The organism is Candidimonas humi (genome assembly GCF_019166065.1).
Taxonomy (GTDB): Bacteria; Pseudomonadota; Gammaproteobacteria; order Burkholderiales; family Burkholderiaceae_B; genus Candidimonas; species Candidimonas humi.
Genome location: NZ_JAHTBN010000002.1, coordinates 254,471 through 271,810, shown reverse-complemented (window position 1 = coordinate 271,810; position 17,340 = coordinate 254,471). Strand labels below are relative to the sequence as shown.

General features: G+C 63.7%; 21 protein-coding genes. All 21 read left to right on the top strand.

All coding sequences use genetic code 11. The features are described 5' to 3' along the window. Positions 1–708: 708 nt before the first annotated feature. The 21 genes from rpsL to rpsQ all read left to right on the top strand — a co-directional run bounded on the left by rpsL (position 709) and on the right by rpsQ (position 17,236). Positions 709–1,086, top strand: a complete 378-nt coding sequence (rpsL, locus tag KVP10_RS04710) for a 30S ribosomal protein S12 (protein ID WP_088602190.1) — start codon at positions 709–711, stop codon at positions 1,084–1,086. Positions 1,087–1,218: 132 nt separating this feature from the next. Beyond that, positions 1,219–1,689, top strand: a complete 471-nt coding sequence (gene rpsG, locus KVP10_RS04705; RefSeq protein ID WP_088602189.1) for a 30S ribosomal protein S7 — start codon at positions 1,219–1,221, stop codon at positions 1,687–1,689. 15 nt (positions 1,690–1,704) lie between these two features. Continuing rightward, on the top strand, positions 1,705–3,807 hold the full coding sequence (gene fusA / locus KVP10_RS04700) for an elongation factor G (protein WP_217963313.1): 2,103 nt from the start codon (positions 1,705–1,707) through the stop codon (positions 3,805–3,807). Positions 3,808–3,882: 75 nt separating this feature from the next. Continuing rightward, positions 3,883–5,073, top strand: a complete 1,191-nt coding sequence (tuf, locus tag KVP10_RS04695) for an elongation factor Tu (RefSeq protein ID WP_217963312.1) — start codon at positions 3,883–3,885, stop codon at positions 5,071–5,073. Between the two features lie 64 nt (positions 5,074–5,137). Next, complete coding sequence (gene rpsJ / locus KVP10_RS04690) at positions 5,138–5,449, top strand: 30S ribosomal protein S10 (RefSeq protein ID WP_013743964.1); 312 nt, start codon at positions 5,138–5,140, stop codon at positions 5,447–5,449. A 91-nt stretch (positions 5,450–5,540) separates the two neighbouring features. Continuing rightward, a complete protein-coding gene (locus tag KVP10_RS21560) occupies positions 5,541–7,484 on the top strand; it encodes a glycine betaine ABC transporter substrate-binding protein (RefSeq protein WP_217963311.1) in 1,944 nt (647 codons plus the stop codon). Further along, on the top strand, positions 7,477–8,337 hold the full coding sequence (locus KVP10_RS04680) for an ATP-binding cassette domain-containing protein (RefSeq protein ID WP_217963309.1): 861 nt from the start codon (positions 7,477–7,479) through the stop codon (positions 8,335–8,337). Before KVP10_RS21560 ends, KVP10_RS04680 begins: the two co-directional genes overlap by 8 nt. A gap of 39 nt (positions 8,338–8,376) precedes the next feature. Then, a complete protein-coding gene (locus KVP10_RS04675; RefSeq protein ID WP_217963307.1) occupies positions 8,377–9,147 on the top strand; it encodes a GntR family transcriptional regulator in 771 nt (256 codons plus the stop codon). 235 nt (positions 9,148–9,382) lie between these two features. Beyond that, a complete protein-coding gene (locus tag KVP10_RS04670; RefSeq protein ID WP_246600333.1) occupies positions 9,383–10,276 on the top strand; it encodes an MBL fold metallo-hydrolase in 894 nt (297 codons plus the stop codon). A 94-nt stretch (positions 10,277–10,370) separates the two neighbouring features. Beyond that, positions 10,371–11,339, top strand: coding sequence for a Bug family tripartite tricarboxylate transporter substrate binding protein (locus KVP10_RS04665; protein ID WP_217963306.1), 969 nt, complete (start codon positions 10,371–10,373; stop codon positions 11,337–11,339). Between the two features lie 44 nt (positions 11,340–11,383). Further along, a complete protein-coding gene (locus KVP10_RS04660) occupies positions 11,384–12,133 on the top strand; it encodes an alpha/beta fold hydrolase (protein WP_217963304.1) in 750 nt (249 codons plus the stop codon). A gap of 352 nt (positions 12,134–12,485) precedes the next feature. Then, positions 12,486–13,175, top strand: coding sequence for a 50S ribosomal protein L3 (gene rplC / locus KVP10_RS04655; protein WP_217963303.1), 690 nt, complete (start codon positions 12,486–12,488; stop codon positions 13,173–13,175). A 3-nt stretch (positions 13,176–13,178) separates the two neighbouring features. Then, positions 13,179–13,799, top strand: a complete 621-nt coding sequence (gene rplD, locus KVP10_RS04650; RefSeq protein WP_217963302.1) for a 50S ribosomal protein L4 — start codon at positions 13,179–13,181, stop codon at positions 13,797–13,799. After that, entirely contained in the window at positions 13,796–14,092 is a 297-nt protein-coding gene (gene rplW / locus KVP10_RS04645) for a 50S ribosomal protein L23 (protein ID WP_217963301.1), read from the top strand. The genes rplD and rplW overlap by 4 nt, the downstream gene beginning before the upstream one ends. Continuing rightward, positions 14,093–14,920, top strand: a complete 828-nt coding sequence (rplB, locus tag KVP10_RS04640) for a 50S ribosomal protein L2 (protein ID WP_217963300.1) — start codon at positions 14,093–14,095, stop codon at positions 14,918–14,920. A 12-nt stretch (positions 14,921–14,932) separates the two neighbouring features. Then, positions 14,933–15,208 carry a 30S ribosomal protein S19 gene (gene rpsS / locus KVP10_RS04635; RefSeq protein WP_132585649.1) on the top strand — a complete coding sequence of 92 codons (276 nt, stop codon included), beginning with the start codon at positions 14,933–14,935 and terminating at the stop codon, positions 15,206–15,208. Positions 15,209–15,211: 3 nt separating this feature from the next. After that, entirely contained in the window at positions 15,212–15,541 is a 330-nt protein-coding gene (gene rplV, locus KVP10_RS04630) for a 50S ribosomal protein L22 (RefSeq protein ID WP_088602177.1), read from the top strand. A gap of 9 nt (positions 15,542–15,550) precedes the next feature. Further along, the gene (gene rpsC / locus KVP10_RS04625) at positions 15,551–16,333 is read left to right on the top strand and encodes a 30S ribosomal protein S3 (RefSeq protein ID WP_217963299.1); all 783 of its coding nucleotides are present in this window, start codon (positions 15,551–15,553) and stop codon (positions 16,331–16,333) included. Positions 16,334–16,335: 2 nt separating this feature from the next. Then, positions 16,336–16,752, top strand: coding sequence for a 50S ribosomal protein L16 (gene rplP / locus KVP10_RS04620; protein WP_217963298.1), 417 nt, complete (start codon positions 16,336–16,338; stop codon positions 16,750–16,752). Positions 16,753–16,761: 9 nt separating this feature from the next. Next, a complete protein-coding gene (gene rpmC / locus KVP10_RS04615) occupies positions 16,762–16,953 on the top strand; it encodes a 50S ribosomal protein L29 (RefSeq protein ID WP_217963297.1) in 192 nt (63 codons plus the stop codon). A 1-nt stretch (position 16,954) separates the two neighbouring features. Then, positions 16,955–17,236: a 30S ribosomal protein S17 gene (gene rpsQ / locus KVP10_RS04610; protein ID WP_217963296.1), complete on the top strand. Its 282-nt coding sequence runs from the start codon at positions 16,955–16,957 to the stop codon at positions 17,234–17,236. Positions 17,237–17,340: the final 104 nt, after the last annotated feature.

Here is a 17,340-nt window from a genome sequence, read left to right as displayed (position 1 = left end):
TTGCCTGGGTCCGGTCTTGCGGTCTGCGTGCTGTTCGATACGACTCCAATTTCAAGGTGCAGGCCGATACTTCCATCGCGGTGGGCTCGGGACGTGGCCGCCGCGAAACTCCAGTTAGTTACAAATTATGGGGAGAAGTATCCAGATTGCCCGTGAATTCGAGCATCTTATGTTAAAGAGCGTCGATCTGTCGAGTACTGCGGCTGCCGGCCGGGGGTATTCACTGCCCGGGTTTCCACTCATCGCGGCTTTCGAATGTGATATCTACCGTCCGATTCTGAGGGATCGAGGATCGCCAGAGACCTCTGGCGCCGCCGTCGCGTCGCTAGTGCGATGCTTATTGACCCATATTTGGGCTGCATGGTAGAATAGCCAGCTCACTGAAGGTTTCATGTCTGGAATCTTCAGCCTTTACGCTGCGGCAGAACCCGTAGCGCAAAGAAAACCGCCAAAGAATCGAGAAGCCGTCCGTCAGGGACCAAGCCCGTCAATAAAAAAACGGGCTTGCCGTGTAGGTTGGCTTTTGTGGTTTTCTGGCAAAAGCAAGACCCGCTCTTTTACGTTATTCGTGCTAGGCGGTTTTGCGTAAACCGCCTAAGTCGGCTCAGCCCGGATATTGCCACCCGGGCGCAGGCTGGGCGACTCATTCAATACGTAGGCCGGTACGCGAGTACAGGATGCGTACAGGTCATAGGATGCGTAAAGGTCATGCCAACCATTAGTCAACTCGTGCGCAAGCCGCGCGAAGTCAGCCGCGCCAGCAGCAAGAGCCCCGCGCTCGAAAACTGCCCCCAGCGCCGTGGTGTCTGCACACGCGTATACACCACTACCCCCAAGAAGCCCAACTCGGCCCTGCGTAAGGTCGCCAAGGTGCGTTTGACCAACGGTTTCGAGGTCATTTCGTACATCGGCGGCGAAGGCCACAACCTGCAGGAACACTCGGTCGTGCTGGTGCGCGGCGGTCGTGTCAAGGATCTGCCGGGTGTGCGCTATCACATCGTGCGTGGTTCGCTCGATCTGCAAGGCGTGAAAGACCGCAAGCAGTCGCGTTCCAAGTACGGCGCCAAGCGCCCCAAGAAGGCCTGATTTTCATCGGCTGTTCGCAGCCGCAAAGAGTGCAGCGGCGGGCTGGCGCCCGCTGCGTGTAAGTGGCCATTCCCATGGGTGGCCGTGGCCGTGCAAGCACGGCTCAACTGAACCGTCACAAGGAAGCAAGAAATGCCCCGTCGTCGCGAAGTTCCCAAGCGTGAGATTCTCCCCGATCCCAAGTTCGGCAGTGTCGAACTGGCCAAGTTCATGAACGTCGTCATGTTGTCCGGCAAGAAGGCAGTTGCCGAGCGCATCGTGTATGGCGCGCTGGACCAGGTACAGGCTAAAACCGGCAAAGAGCCTATCGAGGTGTTCAATCTCGCGGTCAACAACATCAAGCCCATCGTCGAAGTGAAGAGCCGCCGCGTCGGCGGCGCCAACTATCAGGTGCCGGTCGAAGTGCGCCCCGTGCGCCGCCTGGCCCTGGCCATGCGCTGGCTGCGCGAAGCCGCCAAGAAGCGTGGCGAGAAGTCGATGGACCTGCGCCTGGCCGGCGAACTCATCGACGCCTCGGAAGGCCGCGGCGCAGCGATGAAGAAACGCGAAGACACGCACAAAATGGCCGAGGCCAACAAGGCCTTCAGTCATTTCCGCTGGTAATCCAAGGATACAAACATGGCTCGCAAGACCCCCATTGAGCGCTATCGCAACATCGGTATTTCTGCGCACATTGATGCAGGGAAGACCACTACCACCGAACGCATTCTGTTCTACACCGGTGTCAACCACAAGATCGGCGAAGTCCACGACGGCGCCGCCACGATGGACTGGATGGAACAAGAGCAGGAACGTGGCATCACCATCACCTCTGCCGCCACCACGGCTTTCTGGCGCGGCATGGGGGGCAATTACCCCGAGCATCGCATCAACATCATCGACACCCCGGGACACGTGGACTTCACCATCGAGGTGGAACGCTCCATGCGTGTGCTCGACGGCGCGTGCATGGTGTATTGCGCCGTGGGCGGCGTGCAGCCGCAGTCCGAGACCGTGTGGCGCCAGGCCAACAAGTACAACGTGCCGCGCCTGGCGTTCGTCAACAAGATGGACCGCACCGGCGCCAACTTCTTCAAGGTCTATGACCAGCTCAAGACCCGCCTGAAGGCCAATCCCGTGCCCATCGTCATTCCTATCGGCGCGGAAGAAACCTTCAAGGGCGTGGTCGACCTCGTCAAAATGAAGGCCATCCTGTGGGACGACGCCAGCCAGGGCACCAAGTTCGAGTACGTCGACATCCCCGCCGACCTGGTCGATTCGGCCAACGAATGGCACGAGAAGCTGGTTGAAACCGCCGCGGAATCGTCCGAAGAACTCATGGACAAGTACCTGGAAACGGGCTCCCTGAGCGAAGACGAACTGAACCAGGCGATACGCGCCCGCACCATCGCCGGCGAAATCCAGCCGATGCTGTGCGGCACTGCGTTCAAGAACAAGGGCGTGCAGCGCATGCTGGACGCGGTCATCGACTACCTGCCCTCGCCCGTGGACATCCCCCCGGTCGAAGGCCAGGACGACGAAGGCAATCCGGTCACCCGCGAAGCCAGCGACGACGCCAAGTTCTCCGCACTGGCGTTCAAGCTGATGAGCGACCCGTTCGTCGGTCAGTTGACCTTCGTGCGCGTGTATTCGGGCGTGCTGCATTCCGGCGACACCGTCTACAACCCGATCAAGAGCAAGAAAGAGCGCATCGGCCGTATCCTGCAGATGCACGCGAACAACCGCGAGGAAATCAAGGAAGTTCTGGCGGGCGACATCGCCGCCGTGGTCGGCCTGAAAGACGTCACCACCGGCGAGACTTTGTGCGATGTCGATTCGCACGTGCTGCTCGAGCGCATGGAATTCCCCGAGCCCGTGATTTCGCAGGCCGTCGAACCCAAGTCCAAGGCCGACCAGGAAAAAATGGGCATCGCCCTGCAGCGCCTGGCCCAGGAAGATCCTTCCTTCCGCGTGCGCAGCGACGAAGAGTCCGGCCAGACCATTATTTCCGGCATGGGCGAATTGCACCTGGAAATCCTGGTCGACCGCATGAAGCGCGAATTCGGCGTGGAAGCCAACGTGGGCAAGCCCCAGGTGGCCTACCGCGAAACCATCCGCAAGACCTGCGACGAAGTCGAAGGCAAGTTCGTCAAGCAGTCGGGCGGCCGCGGCCAGTACGGTCACGTGGTGCTCAAGCTCGAACCCCTGCCCCCGGGCGGCGGCTACGAGTTCGTGGACGCGATCAAGGGCGGCGTGGTGCCGCGCGAGTACATCCCGGCGGTGGACAAGGGCGTGCAGGAAACCCTGTCGGCCGGCGTGGTGGCGGGCTATCCCGTGGTCGACGTCAAGGTGACGCTGTTCTTCGGTTCGTACCACGACGTGGACTCGAACGAAAATGCGTTCCGCATGGCCGCCTCCATGGCGTTCAAGGACGGTATGCGCAAGGCTTCGCCGGTGCTGCTCGAACCCATGATGGCCGTGGAAGTCGAAACGCCCGAAGACTATGCCGGTACCGTGATGGGCGACCTGTCCTCGCGTCGCGGCATGGTGCAAGGCATGGACGACATGGTCGGCGGCGGCAAGATCATCAAGGCCGAAGTTCCTCTGGCCGAGATGTTCGGGTACGCTACCAACCTGCGTTCGCTGACGCAGGGGCGTGCGACCTACACCATGGAATTCAAGCATTACTCCGAAGCACCCAAGAACGTCGCTGATGAAGTCATCAGCGCACGTACCAAGTAAACGAGGTTTCGCCCGCCGCACAGCGCGGGCGGATGAATTTTTTATTTTCCTTGAAAATATTTGACGGGATAAATCATGGCAAAAGGCAAGTTTGAACGGACCAAACCGCACGTGAACGTGGGAACGATAGGTCACGTGGACCACGGCAAAACGACGTTGACGGCGGCGATCACGACGGTGCTGTCGGCGGCCTTCGGAGGCGAAGCCAAGGGCTACGACCAGATAGACGCGGCGCCCGAAGAGCGCGCACGCGGGATCACGATCAACACGGCGCACGTGGAATACGAGACGAAGAACCGTCACTACGCGCACGTGGACTGCCCGGGACACGCGGACTATGTGAAGAACATGATCACGGGTGCGGCGCAGATGGACGGTGCGATCCTGGTGGTGTCGGCGGCCGACGGCCCGATGCCGCAGACGCGCGAACACATACTGCTGAGCCGTCAGGTGGGCGTGCCGTACATCATCGTGTTCCTGAACAAGGCGGACATGGTCGATGACGAAGAGCTGCTGGAGCTGGTGGAAATGGAAGTGCGCGAGCTGCTCTCGAAGTACGACTTCCCGGGCGACGACACGCCGATCGTGAAGGGCTCGGCCAAGCTGGCGCTGGAAGGCGACAAGGGCCCGCTGGGCGAGCAGGCGATCCTGGCGCTGGCCGAGGCGCTGGACACGTACATCCCGACGCCGGAGCGCGCGGTGGATGGCGCGTTCCTGATGCCTGTGGAAGACGTGTTCTCGATCTCGGGCCGCGGCACGGTGGTGACGGGCCGTATCGAGCGCGGCGTGATCAAGGTCGGCGAAGAAATCGAAATCGTCGGGATCAAGGCGACGCAGAAGACGACGTGCACGGGCGTGGAAATGTTCCGCAAGCTGCTGGACCAGGGCCAGGCGGGCGACAACGTCGGGATTCTGCTGCGCGGCACGAAGCGCGAAGACGTGGAGCGCGGCCAGGTGCTGGCCAAGCCGGGTTCGATCAACCCGCACACGGGCTTCACGGCCGAGGTGTACATCCTGTCCAAGGAAGAGGGCGGCCGTCACACGCCGTTCTTCAACGGGTATCGTCCGCAGTTCTACTTCCGCACGACGGACGTGACGGGGACGATCGACCTGCCCAAGGACAAGGAAATGGTGCTGCCCGGGGATAATGTGTCGATGACGGTGAAGCTGATCGCGCCGATCGCCATGGAAGAAGGGCTGCGCTTTGCGATCCGCGAAGGCGGCCGTACCGTCGGCGCCGGCGTCGTTGCAAAAATCCTCGAGTAAGCCACTCGCCCGCCTTCGGCGGGGGCGCTTCGCTCCCGCCGCATTCGTTCTTTAGGAAACACCCATGAAAAACCAGAAAATCCGCATTCGCCTCAAGGCGTTCGATTACAAGCTGATCGACCAGTCGGCCGCCGAGATCGTCGAAACGGCCAAGCGCACGGGCGCCGTCGTCCGTGGCCCGGTGCCGCTGCCGACGCGGATCCGCCGCTACGACGTGCTGCGTTCGCCGCACGTGAACAAGACGTCGCGCGACCAGTTCGAAATGCGCACGCATCAGCGCCTGATGGACATCGTCGATCCTACCGACAAGACCGTGGACGCCCTGATGCGCCTGGATCTGCCGGCCGGTGTGGACGTGGAAATCGCGTTGCAGTAAGCTGTACCTGCAGTCAGCTTTGAAAACGCCATGCTTTCGAGCATGGCGTTTTTGCTTATAGAAGCAGAGAAAAACATCCGCGGGAGGCGGCATGACGCGTATCCTCGCATGCGTGGGTTTGTGGCTGGCGTGCCTGCTGCCGGCCTGCTGCGTCCATGCGCAGGCCGCCGAATGCAATGGCGGGCAGCCCGTGCGCTTTGCGCAGCAGGGCTGGGAAAGCGCCGATTTCACCATGAGCCTGCTGCAGGCAATCCTGCGCAAGGCATACGGCTGCAAGACCGAAACCGTGCCGGGCACGCCGGCGGCCACCGAGACCGCGCTCACGCAGGGCGATCTGCAGGTCATAGCCGAACAATGGTCGGGCCGCTCGGCCATCATCGAAGGCGGCGTCAAGGCCGGCACCGTGCGCATGGTCGGCAATACGCTCGAAGGCGGCGCGCAGCAAGGCTGGTACGTGCCCGACTACGTGGTGCATGGCGATCCGGCGCGCGGCATCCGGGCCCAGGCCCCCGGCCTGGACGACTGGCGCTCGCTCGCGCGCTACGCGGGGCTGTTCACCGACCCCGAAGACCCGGGCAAGGGCCGCTTTCTCAATTGCCCCATAGGCTGGACCTGCGAGCAATTCAATACGCGCTACCTGCACCTGTTCGGGCTCGACCGCTACTACACCAATTTCCGGGCGGGCACCGGCGCGGCGCTGGACTCGGCCATCAGCTCGGCCTACGACCGCGGCAAGCCGATACTGTTCTATTACTGGCAGCCGACGGCGCTGATGGCGAAGTACAAGTTCCACAAGATCGGCATGCCGCCTTTCGACCAGGCATGCTGGGACGCCATGATCAGCGGCAAAGGCAAGCCCTGCCCAACCGATTTCCTGACCGCACGCCTGGCCATCGCCGTCGCGACGCCGTTCGCGCGGCGCAATCCGCAATTGATGGACTTGTTCGCCCATGTGCAGTTCGAGCCGGCCTTGCTGGACATGATGATCTACACCATGAGCAGCAGCCACGAGCCGGGCGAGCAGGCAGCCGACGGTTTCCTGCGCACGCACCGCGACGTATGGCAGTCGTGGATGCCCGCCGAGCGGGCGCGGCGGCTGGATCAGGCGCTGGGCCTGGCGCATGCGGCGCAAGCCCGGCCTGTCGCGGCCGGGGGGCACAAGTCCATTTTTCCGACGTGGTCCTTTGGCGATTACGTGAACCGCCGCTTGACCGCCGCGGTCAAGGATTACGGTGCGGGCTTGCATGCCGCCAGCAACGCCGTCCTGGCGTGGGTGTTGCTGCCCGTGGAGCGATTACTGCTGGGCCTGCCTCCATGGGTGCTGCTGGTGCTTGCCGCCTTGCTGGCCTGGCGGGCCTCCCGCGGCTGGATCTTGCCCCTATGCTGCGCGGCGGGCCTGTATGCCATCGGCGCGCTCGGCCTCTGGACAGAACTGGTGCAGACCTTTTCCCTGGTGCTGGTGGCTACCGTATGCGCCGTCGTGCTGGGCATCCCCGCCGGTATCCTGGCGGCGCGCTACCGTTGGCTGGAGCGGCTGCTGGCTCCGGTGCTGGACATCATGCAGACTCTGCCGAGTTTCGTGTACCTGGTTCCCGTGCTGATGTTGTTCGGGCTGGGCATGGTGCCGGCGCTGTTGGCCACCGTGGTCTATGCGCTGCCGCCCCTGATACGCCTGACTGCCTTGGGTTTGCGCCAGGTGGATGCCGAGATCGTCGAAGCGGCGCAGTCCTTCGGCCTCACGCGCCGGCAGATGCTGCTGCGGGTTATGCTGCCGCTGGCCCGGCCCAGCATCATGGCCGGCATCAATCAGGCGACGATGATGGCGCTGGCCATGGTGGTGGTGGCGTCCATGATCGGCGCGCGCGGCCTGGGCGAGGATGTGCTGGCGGGCATCCAGACGCTGGACGTGGGCAGGGGGCTGCAGGCCGGCCTGGCGATCGTCGTGCTGGCGATAGTGATAGACCGCATTACCCAAGCCTATGGCCGCCCGCGCCGCGGCCGGCGCTCCCCGGGAAAGGAGGGGCGGCATGGCTGAGGCCGCGATCGAGGTGCGCGAGGTATACAAGGTGTTCGGCGGCGGCGCCCGGCAGCCGCGTGCGCTGGCCATGCTGCGGGCCGGCGCCGCCAAGCAGGAAGTGCAGGCCCGGATGGGCTGCCACGTAGGCCTGGCGGGGGTCGATATGGCGCTGCCCGCGGGGCGCATATCCTGCATCATGGGCTTGTCGGGTTCGGGCAAGTCGACGCTGGTGCGCCACCTGAACCGGCTGATCGAGCCGAGCGCCGGGAAAATCCTGATCGGCGGCCGCGACATACTGCGGCTGGATGCGGCGGGCCTGCGGCAATTGCGCCGCCATATCGTCAGCATGGTGTTCCAGGGTTTCGGCCTGATGCCTCATCTCGACGTGCTGGAAAATGTGGCTTTCGGCCTGCGGGCGCGCGGCGACGGCGCCGGCCGGGCGCAGCATGCCGCTCAGGACTGGCTCGAGCGCGTCGGCCTGCAAGGCTACGCGCGCAGCTATCCCGACGAATTGTCGGGCGGCATGCGCCAGCGGGTCGGGCTGGCGCGCGCGCTGGCCATGGATAGCGAGATCGTGCTGATGGACGAACCCTTCTCGGCGCTGGACCCTTTGATCCGCCGCGATCTCCAGGAGCAACTGCAGGGGCTGCAGCGCAGCCTGCGCAAGACCATCGTCTTCGTGACGCACGACATCGACGAGGCCCTGGGCCTGGGCCAGCATATCGTCATCTTGCGCGACGGCCGCGTCGAGCAGGCTGGCACGCCGGACGACATCCGGGACCGGCCGGCCAGCCCTTTCGTGGCGGAATTCATGCGGGCCCGCGGCCCCGGCTGGAGCCCGCCGGCGCCGGGCGCGGACGCGGAGAGATAGTTGTAATATGACAGCTTGTTCAACAAGAATCATGACGGAATGATCGAAAATCTCCATACGGCCCTCAGGAAGCAATCGCGCCTGCCTTTGTCGCTCAAGCTTAAATACGTGTTGAGGGCTCGTCTGGAACGGGGGGAATGGGCGGTTGGCACCCGCATCCCCACCTTGCTCGAGCTGGTGGCCGAATACGGCGTGTCGCGCGCCACCGTGCGCGCCGCGCTCGACGAACTGGAACAAGAAGGCCTGATCCAGCGCACCCGCGGCAAGGGCACCTTCGTCATCGGCGACGCCGCCAAAGAGCACTGGCTGATGCTGCCCACGGACTGGCAGTCGCTGGTGCGGCACATCGAGCAATTGAAAGTGCGCTTCGTGACGCTGGACAGCGGCGTGGGCCCGCTGCCCCTCGAAGTGCCGGAACAGTCGGCGGGGTCCTACTGGTGGACCTTGCGGGTCAACTGGACGGATCACATTCCCTACAGCATCAATACCGTTTACGTGGCAAAGCGCCTGGCCGATCTCAAGAAGGCGGAATTCGAGGCCGAGCCCGTGCTGCCCGTCATGAACCGCTACTTCCGCGAAGAGCTCCATTCCGCCACCCAGGTCCTGACCATACGGGCCGCCGACGCCCTGGCGGCTCGCACCCTGCATCTGGAGATCGGCACGGCGGTGGCCCAGGCATTGCGTGTGGCGCGCAATGCGGACCAGGAGGTCGTCTACGTGGCGCGGGTGCTGTATCCGGCCAAATATCTGTCCGTCGAGACGCGCTTCCATCCGGGCATAGAGCCGGGAACCCTGGCCAATACCCATTGACAAAATTTTTTTGAAGCATAAAGTATCAAAAACCGTACTTTATTATTTTTTTGGCTTTTCCTACGCATGGAGGCGCCGCCCGGAAGGCGGGCCTGCCGTGGATCTGTGGCGAGTCCGGCTCGTCGTAACGGTTTTCCGTCAGAGCTTCTTGATCTGGTTTTGATCCCTTGATTCCGCCGGGCGGCCCGGCATTGCATTGCATGCGGGTCCGGCCCGCAGACTTTTGGAGACGCACTTGAAGATCACCATGCTGGGTACGGGCGCCGCCCTGCCCGACCCCGACCGGGCTCAGTCCTCGATACTTGTCACGCTGGACAATGGCAAGAACTACCTGTTCGATTGCGGCGAAGGCTCCACGCGCCAGATGGTGCGCGCCAACATCAATCCGGCCGACGTGGGCTGGGTGTTCATCAGCCATTTGCACTACGATCACGTATGCGGCCTGCCATTCTTCGTGCTGTCGAGCTGGGTCTTCAATCGCGAAGGCCGCCTGCAGGTATACGGGCCGCGCGGCACGCAAGACTTCGTCGACCATTCGTTCGAGAATGGCGCCTTTCGCGTCGATATCCAGGCGCGTGCCGCCTACGGCGTGCGACAGAAAAACATCGAGGCGGTGCGGCCGGCAGTCACCGAAGTCGCGCCCGGCCTCATCTACCAGGACGAAGACGTGAAGATTTTTGTCGACTTGGTCGAGCACATTCCCAGCGACATCACGGATTGTTTCGGCATACGCCTGGAAGCGGAAGGCAAGGTAGTGGCCTTTAGCGGCGACACCGCGCCCTGCGAAGCCATGGTGCGCCTGGCCAAGGACGCCGATCTGCTGATACACGAGTGCACCTTTCCCGAGTCGTTTCTCGCGCACCGCGCCAAATCGGGGGTGGGCACGTATTCGCACACCAGTCCCCTGGAGCTGGGCAAGATCGCCACGCGCGCCAATGTCCGCGGCCTGGTGGCCACGCATTTCGGCCATTTCGACTCGACCAGCCCGGTGATCAAGCGTGCAGCGGGCAATCACTTGCCCATAGATCTGATGGGCCCCGACCTGATGGACGAGGTCGTGCGCGACCTGCGCAAAAACTACGCGGGTCCGCTACGCCTGGCGCACGATCTGATGCGCATCGACCTGTAGACGCCTGCCGGGCTGGCAGGCCGCGCGGACCGGCCGGAGAGCCGCAGGCTTGGTCGAGCCGGCCCGCCAGGACAGAACTTGAAGGAGAGACAAGATGGGCGTGACGAAATATTTGAGCGTGTGGCTGGCGGTCCTGGGCCTGGGTTCGAGCGCGGCGGCGCAGGCCGCCTACCCGGATCATCCGATCCGCGTCGTGCTGCCGTATTCCGCGGGGGCGGCGGGCGACCTCATATTCAGGCAATTGCAGCCGGGGCTGAACAAGGCGCTGGGCCAGCCTGTGATCCTCGACTACAAGTCCGGCGCGGGCGGCAATATCGGCACCCAGGAGGTGGTGCGCGCGGCGCCCGACGGCTATACGCTGCTGTTCGGCGCGACCAATAATTTCGTCATCAACCAATATCTGTACAAGTTGAGGTTCGATCCGCTAAAGGCGCTGGAGCCGATCGCCAAGGTGGCGGACGTGCCGGCCTTCATCTACTTGAACGCGCAGGTGCCGGCGCACGATTTCGCCGGCTTCAAGGCCTACGCCGAGAAGCATCCGGGGCTCCTGAACTACGGCACGCCCGGGGCCGGAACCACCCCGGCCCTGTCCGGCTGGATGCTGTCCGAAGCCGTGCACGGCAAGATGACGGCAATCACCTATCGCGGCTCCGCGCCCGGCGTGCAGGCCCTGCTGGCCAACCAGATCCAGGTCTACATAGGCGGCTACGGCATCGCCTCGGCCTACCTGCCGCAGGGCAAGCTGCGCGCGCTGGCGGTTGCGCTGCCCAAGCGCTTCGCGGCCTTGCCCGACGTCCCCACCACTGCCGAAGTGGGCATAGGCAATGCGGTCGTCAGCAACTGGTGGGGGCTGGCGGCGCCCAAGGGCACGCCCTCGGCGGTGGTGGACCGCATCCAGCAGGCGCTGCATCAGGTGCTGTCCGACCCGGCCATACAGAAAAAACTCGAATCCCAGGGCTTTCTCGTGAATCTGGGCACGCCGGCGCAGTTCAGGGCCGACCTGCAGAAAGAGGCGCCCTACTGGCAGGATGTGGTGCGCCGCTCCGGCGCGAAGATCAATTGAATTCCGGCAGTCGCCAGCCAAGAGCGGCCGAGAGGGCGCCCGCCATGTTCCATCGCCGCAAGGGGAGCGGGCCGGCGGTAGTCCTGCTGCACGGCTTTGCTTCTTCCTCGTTGTTCTGGTCGGGACTCATGGACAGTCTGCAGGCCGATTTCGACCTGATCGCCCCCGACTGGCCCGGCTTCGGCGCCGCGGGCCGACAGCCGCCCTACCGCCGCCTGCAGGATTTCGCTTCCGGCCTGTTCGGCCTGGCCGATGAGTTGGGGCTTGAGCGCATGCATGTCGTCGGCCATTCCATGAGCGGCTTCGTGGTGCAGGAGCTGCTGTGCCGCCACCCCGACAGGCTGGACCGTGTGGTACTGTACGGCGCGGGCCTGAGCGTGAACCGCGGCCGGCGCTTCGAGACCGTGGCGCAAACCCTGCAAGGGTTGCGGGCCGAGGGCGTCGAAGCCGCCGCCCGCAAGGTGGTGGATTCCTGGTTCGCGGATGCCGAGCGCAGCACCGCCGCCCGGGCCGCCTGCCTGGAAGCCGCGGCGGGAATGAGCGCGGAGGGGGCCGCGGCCGCCATCGAAGCCACGCAGGACGCCGACTACACCGACAAGCTGCGGAGCTGCGCCACGCCGGCCCTGGTGTTGAGCGGCGAGGCCGAGCGCAGCCACCCGCCGGCCAGCGCCCTGGAGCTCTACCGCGCACTGGGCAATGCGCATCTTTGCATATTGCCGCTATGCGGGCATGCGGCCCACCTCGAACGGCCGCTATGGTTCGAGGCGGTGTTGCGGGAATTCCTGGCTGGATAAGGGCTGCCTTCGCGGACCCTGCCGCGGGAGCCGGCGATAGCAGCTGGCGGGGCCTTGCCAACGCTTGGCCATTTATGGTACAGTTGCGAGCTTGGCCATGGTTTTTGGCCGCTATTGGCGCGCGTGGATGCATTGCGCGGCAAGCCTTTAAGGCGCTATGGGCGGGGTTTGTCCATTGCCCGGAGCTGCTCCCGAAGGCTTGCAGCACAGTTTCCACGCACACATCAAAATCGCATGATGGGTTTACCAGGCCTGCTGCCCGAGGCAGGAAGCCTGCAAACCGTGGTTCGCGCAGTTTGGCGCATCATGCTCAATCAGCCCCGACCAATCGCAGTCGGGAATGGAGAAAACGATGTCGAATTCGACACCTACGCCTGCCGCCTTCCGGCTGGGGCTCGTGGGGCGCAAAGTCGGCATGACCCGCATTTTTACCGAGGAAGGTGAATCCATCCCGGTAACCGTGCTGGACGTGTCCAACAATCGCGTTACTCAAGTCAAGTCGCCCGAAGTCGATGGCTATGCCGCCGTGCAGGTGGCCTACGGCAGCCGCCGCGCCACGCGCGTGACCAAGGCGCTGGCAGGGCACTATGCCAAGGCTGGCTCTGAAGCCGGCAGCATCCTCAAGGAATTCCGTCTCGATCCCGCCCGCGCCGCCGAATTCACGGCCGGTTCCGTGGTGGCCGTCGAGAGCGTGTTCGAAGCGGGCCAGAAAGTGGACGTGACGGGCACCACCATCGGCAAGGGCTTTGCCGGCACCATCAAGCGCCACCATTTCGGTTCGCAACGCGCCTCGCACGGCAACTCGCGTTCGCACCGCGTGCCGGGCTCGATCGGCCAGGCGCAAGATCCGGGCCGCATTTTCCCCGGCAAGCGCATGTCCGGCCACCTGGGCGACGCGACCCGCACCGTCCAGAACCTGGACGTCGTGCGTGTCGACGCCGAGCGCGGCCTGCTGCTGGTCAGGGGCGCCGTCCCGGGCCACAAGAACTCCGACGTCGTCGTGCGTCCCGCCGTCAAGGCGCCTGCCAAGAAAGGAGCCTAATCCATGGAACTCAAGCTCCTGAATGACCAGGGCCAGTCCGCAGCGACCGTGGCCGCCGCCGACACCGTTTTCGGCCGCGACTTCAACGAAGCGCTGGTACACCAGATCGTGGTGGCTTTCCAGGCCAATGCCCGCAGCGGCAATCGCGCCCAGAAAGACCGCGCCGAAGTCAAGCACAGCACCAAGAAGCCGTGGCGCCAGAAGGGCACCGGCCGCGCCCGTTCGGGCATGACCTCTTCGCCGATCTGGCGTGGAGGCGGTCGCACGTTCCCCAATTCGCCCGAAGAAAACTTCAGCCAGAAGGTCAACAAGAAGATGTATCGCGCCGGCATACGCGCGATCCTCTCCCAGCTGGTGCGGGAAGACCGCCTGGCCGTGGTCGACACCTTCGCGCTGGATGCCCCCAAGACCAAGCTGGCAGCCGCCAAGCTCAAGGGCATGGGCCTGGAGTCGGTGCTCATCATCACCGACGCTGTCGACGAGAACGTCTATCTCGCCACCCGCAACCTGCCGCATGTCGCCGTAGTCGAACCGCGCTACGCCGATCCGCTGTCGCTGATCCACTACAAGAATGTGCTGATCACCAAGCCGGCCGTCGCTCAACTCGAGGAGATGCTGGGATGAACGCCGAACGACTGATGCAAGTTATCCTGGCTCCGATCGTGACCGAAAAGGCCACGTTCGTCGCTGAAAAAAATCACCAGGTCGCTTTCCGCGTCGCTGCCGACGCCACCAAGCCGGAAATCAAGGCCGCCGTCGAACTGCTGTTCAAGGTGGAAGTGGAATCCGTGCAGGTGCTCAACCGCAAGGGCAAGGAAAAGCGCTTCGGCCGCTATATGGGTCGCCGCCGCAACGAACGCAAGGCCTATGTCTCGCTCAAGGACGGCCAGGAACTCGACTTTACGGAGGTGAACTAAATGGCTCTCGTGAAAGTCAAGCCGACTTCCGCCGGCCGACGCGGCATGGTGAAGGTGGTCAGCCCCAATCTGCACAAGGGCGCACCTCTGGCCTCGCTGGTCGAGAAGCAATCGCGCGGCTCGGGCCGCAACAACAACGGGCACGTCACCGTGCGCCATCGCGGCGGCGGTCACAAGCAGCACTACCGCCTGGTGGACTTCCGTCGCAACAAGGACGGCATCGTGGCCAAGGTCGAGCGTCTCGAATACGACCCGAACCGCAGCGCCCACATTGCACTGCTGTGCTATGCGGACGGCGAACGCCGCTACATCATTGCGCCGCGCGGCCTGGCCGTGGGCGCGACGCTGGTCTCCGGAGTCGAGGCTCCGATCCGCGCCGGCAACACCCTGCCCATCCGCAACATCCCGGTGGGTACCACCCTCCACTGCATCGAGATGCTGCCCGGCAAGGGCGCCCAGCTGGCCCGTTCGGCCGGCGCCTCGGCAGTGCTGCTGGCCCGCGAAGGCACGTATGCCCAGGTGCGGCTGCGCTCGGGTGAAGTGCGCCGCGTGCACATCGACTGCCGCGCCACCATCGGCGAAGTCGGCAACGAAGAGCACAGCTTGCGCCAGATCGGCAAGGCCGGCGCAATGCGCTGGCGCGGCGTGCGTCCCACGGTTCGTGGCGTGGCCATGAACCCGGTCGATCACCCGCATGGCGGCGGCGAAGGCCGCACTGGCGAAGGTCGGGAACCGGTCAGCCCATGGGGTACGCCGGCCAAGGGCTTCAGAACCCGTAGTAACAAGCGCACGGACAATATGATTGTCTCGCGTCGCAAGCGCAAGTAAGGGGCGAACAACATGTCACGTTCGATCAAGAAAGGTCCGTTCGTCGATGCGCATCTGATCAAAAAGGTCGATGCCGCCGTCGAAGGCAAGGACAAGAAGCCGATCAAAACCTGGTCGCGCCGTTCCACCATCCTGCCCGAGTTCATTGGGCTGACGATTGCCGTGCACAACGGCCGCCAGCATGTTCCCGTCTACATCAACGAGAACATGGTCGGCCACAAGCTCGGCGAGTTCGCGCTGACCCGTACGTTCAAGGGCCACGCCGCGGACAAGAAGGCCAAGAGGTAAGCGATGGAAACTACAGCTATCATTCGTGGAGTCCATATTTCGGCGCAGAAGACTCGCCTGGTTGCGGACCTGATCCGCGGCAAGTCGGTGTCGCAGGCCCTGAATATCCTGACTTTCACCCCCAAGAAGGCCGCCGGCATACTCAAGAAGGCGCTCGAGTCGGCAATCGCCAACGCCGAGCACAACGATGCCGCCGATATCGACGAGCTGAAGGTCACCACCATCTACGTGGACAAGGCCCAGTCGATGAAGCGCTTCTCCGCGCGTGCGAAAGGCCGCGGCAACCGTATCGAGAAGCAGACCTGCCACATCGTGGTCAAGGTCGGGGCTTAAGGAGTCGCAATGGGACAGAAAATACACCCGATTGGGTTCCGCCTCGCGGTCAACCGCAACTGGAGCTCGCGCTGGTACGCCAATGACAAGGCCTTCGGCGGCATGCTTGCCGAAGACATCCGCGTACGCGAGTACCTCAAGAAGAAGCTCAAGAGCGCCTCGGTCGGCCGCGTGGTCATCGAGCGCCCCGCCAAGAATGCGCGCATCACCATCTACTCGGCTCGTCCGGGCGTGGTGATCGGCAAGCGCGGCGAGGACATCGAAAGCCTCAAGTCCGATCTGCAGCGCCTGATGGGCGTGCCCGTGCACGTCAACATCGAGGAAATCCGCAAGCCGGAAACCGACGCTCAGCTGATCGCCGACTCGATCGCCCAGCAGCTCGAAAAGCGCATCATGTTCCGCCGCGCCATGAAGCGCGCCATGCAGAACGCGATGCGCCTGGGCGCCCAGGGCATCAAGATCATGAGCTCGGGCCGCTTGAACGGCATCGAAATCGCCCGCACCGAATGGTATCGCGAAGGCCGTGTGCCCCTGCATACCCTGCGTGCCAACATCGATTACGGTACGTCCGAAGCGCAAACCACGTACGGCATCATCGGCATCAAGGTCTGGGTCTACAAGGGCGACATGCTGCCCAACGGCGAAATGCCGCCCGAGACCGCCGCCCCGCGCGATGACGAGCGTCGTCCGCGCCGTGCGCCCCGTGGCGAGCGTCCCGATGGCCGCCGTCCCGGCGGACGCGGCCGCGGTCCTCGCAAGCCGGACGCTGCGCCGGCGCCCGAAGGAGAATAAACATGCTGCAACCGTCACGCAGAAAATATCGCAAAGAGCAAAAGGGCCGCAATACCGGCCTGGCCACGCGCGGCGCCCAGGTGTCGTTCGGCGAATTCGGCCTGAAGGCCACCGGCCGTGGCCGCCTGACCGCGCGCCAGATCGAATCCGCGCGTCGTGCCATCAACCGCCACATCAAACGCGGCGGCCGTATCTGGATCCGCATCTTCCCCGACAAGCCGATTTCGCAGAAGCCTGCCGAAGTCCGTATGGGTAACGGTAAGGGCAATCCGGAATACTGGGTCGCGGAAATCCAACCCGGCAAGGTGCTTTATGAAATGGAAGGCGTGAGCGAAGAGCTCGCGCGCGAGGCGTTCCGCCTGGCCGCCGCCAAGCTGCCGATCTCGACGACCTTCGTGTCGCGTCACATCGGTGCTTAAGGAGATCTCATGAAAGCCAGCGAACTCCGTTCCAAAGACGCCGCCGAGCTCGGCCAAGAGCTCGAAAGCCTGTTGAAGGCGCAATTCAACCTGCGCATGCAGCGTGCCACTCAACAGCTTTCCAACACCAGCCAGCTCGGCAAAGTGCGTCGCGACATCGCGCGCGTGCGCACCCTGATGACTGAGAAGGCAGGGAAGTAACATGAGCGAAACTCAAAACACCCAGCAGGCCAAGCGCCAGCGTACGCTGATCGGCAAGGTCGTCAGCAACAAGATGGACAAGACGGTGGTGGTGCAGGTCGAACGCCGCGTCAAGCATCCGGTGTACGGCAAGATCGTCATGCGCTCCAACAAGTACAAGGCGCACGATGAAACCAACCAGTACAACGAGGGCGATACCGTCGAGATTTCCGAAGGCCGCCCCATCAGCCGCGACAAGTCCTGGACTGTCGTGCGCCTGATCGAGGCTGCCCGGATCATCTGATCCTTGTCGTCTTGCAGTAAGCGAACCCCGGGCTTGTCCCGGGGTTTTTACTTGATGCCTGGCGCGTAAGCGTAAATGGCCGGAACGATAGTGCCTGGGAGCGA

Coding starts and splice junctions, on each gene's coding strand:
- rpsL (WP_088602190.1), top strand. CDS start 709: ATGCCAACCATTAGTCAACTCGTGCGCAAGCCGCGCGAAGTCAGCCGC.
- rpsG (WP_088602189.1), top strand. CDS start 1,219: ATGCCCCGTCGTCGCGAAGTTCCCAAGCGTGAGATTCTCCCCGATCCC.
- fusA (WP_217963313.1), top strand. CDS start 1,705: ATGGCTCGCAAGACCCCCATTGAGCGCTATCGCAACATCGGTATTTCT.
- tuf (WP_217963312.1), top strand. CDS start 3,883: ATGGCAAAAGGCAAGTTTGAACGGACCAAACCGCACGTGAACGTGGGA.
- rpsJ (WP_013743964.1), top strand. CDS start 5,138: ATGAAAAACCAGAAAATCCGCATTCGCCTCAAGGCGTTCGATTACAAG.
- KVP10_RS21560 (WP_217963311.1), top strand. CDS start 5,541: ATGACGCGTATCCTCGCATGCGTGGGTTTGTGGCTGGCGTGCCTGCTG.
- KVP10_RS04680 (WP_217963309.1), top strand. CDS start 7,477: ATGGCTGAGGCCGCGATCGAGGTGCGCGAGGTATACAAGGTGTTCGGC.
- KVP10_RS04675 (WP_217963307.1), top strand. CDS start 8,377: ATGATCGAAAATCTCCATACGGCCCTCAGGAAGCAATCGCGCCTGCCT.
- KVP10_RS04665 (WP_217963306.1), top strand. CDS start 10,371: ATGGGCGTGACGAAATATTTGAGCGTGTGGCTGGCGGTCCTGGGCCTG.
- KVP10_RS04660 (WP_217963304.1), top strand. CDS start 11,384: ATGTTCCATCGCCGCAAGGGGAGCGGGCCGGCGGTAGTCCTGCTGCAC.
- rplC (WP_217963303.1), top strand. CDS start 12,486: ATGTCGAATTCGACACCTACGCCTGCCGCCTTCCGGCTGGGGCTCGTG.
- rplD (WP_217963302.1), top strand. CDS start 13,179: ATGGAACTCAAGCTCCTGAATGACCAGGGCCAGTCCGCAGCGACCGTG.
- rplW (WP_217963301.1), top strand. CDS start 13,796: ATGAACGCCGAACGACTGATGCAAGTTATCCTGGCTCCGATCGTGACC.
- rplB (WP_217963300.1), top strand. CDS start 14,093: ATGGCTCTCGTGAAAGTCAAGCCGACTTCCGCCGGCCGACGCGGCATG.
- rpsS (WP_132585649.1), top strand. CDS start 14,933: ATGTCACGTTCGATCAAGAAAGGTCCGTTCGTCGATGCGCATCTGATC.
- rplV (WP_088602177.1), top strand. CDS start 15,212: ATGGAAACTACAGCTATCATTCGTGGAGTCCATATTTCGGCGCAGAAG.
- rpsC (WP_217963299.1), top strand. CDS start 15,551: ATGGGACAGAAAATACACCCGATTGGGTTCCGCCTCGCGGTCAACCGC.
- rplP (WP_217963298.1), top strand. CDS start 16,336: ATGCTGCAACCGTCACGCAGAAAATATCGCAAAGAGCAAAAGGGCCGC.
- rpmC (WP_217963297.1), top strand. CDS start 16,762: ATGAAAGCCAGCGAACTCCGTTCCAAAGACGCCGCCGAGCTCGGCCAA.
- rpsQ (WP_217963296.1), top strand. CDS start 16,955: ATGAGCGAAACTCAAAACACCCAGCAGGCCAAGCGCCAGCGTACGCTG.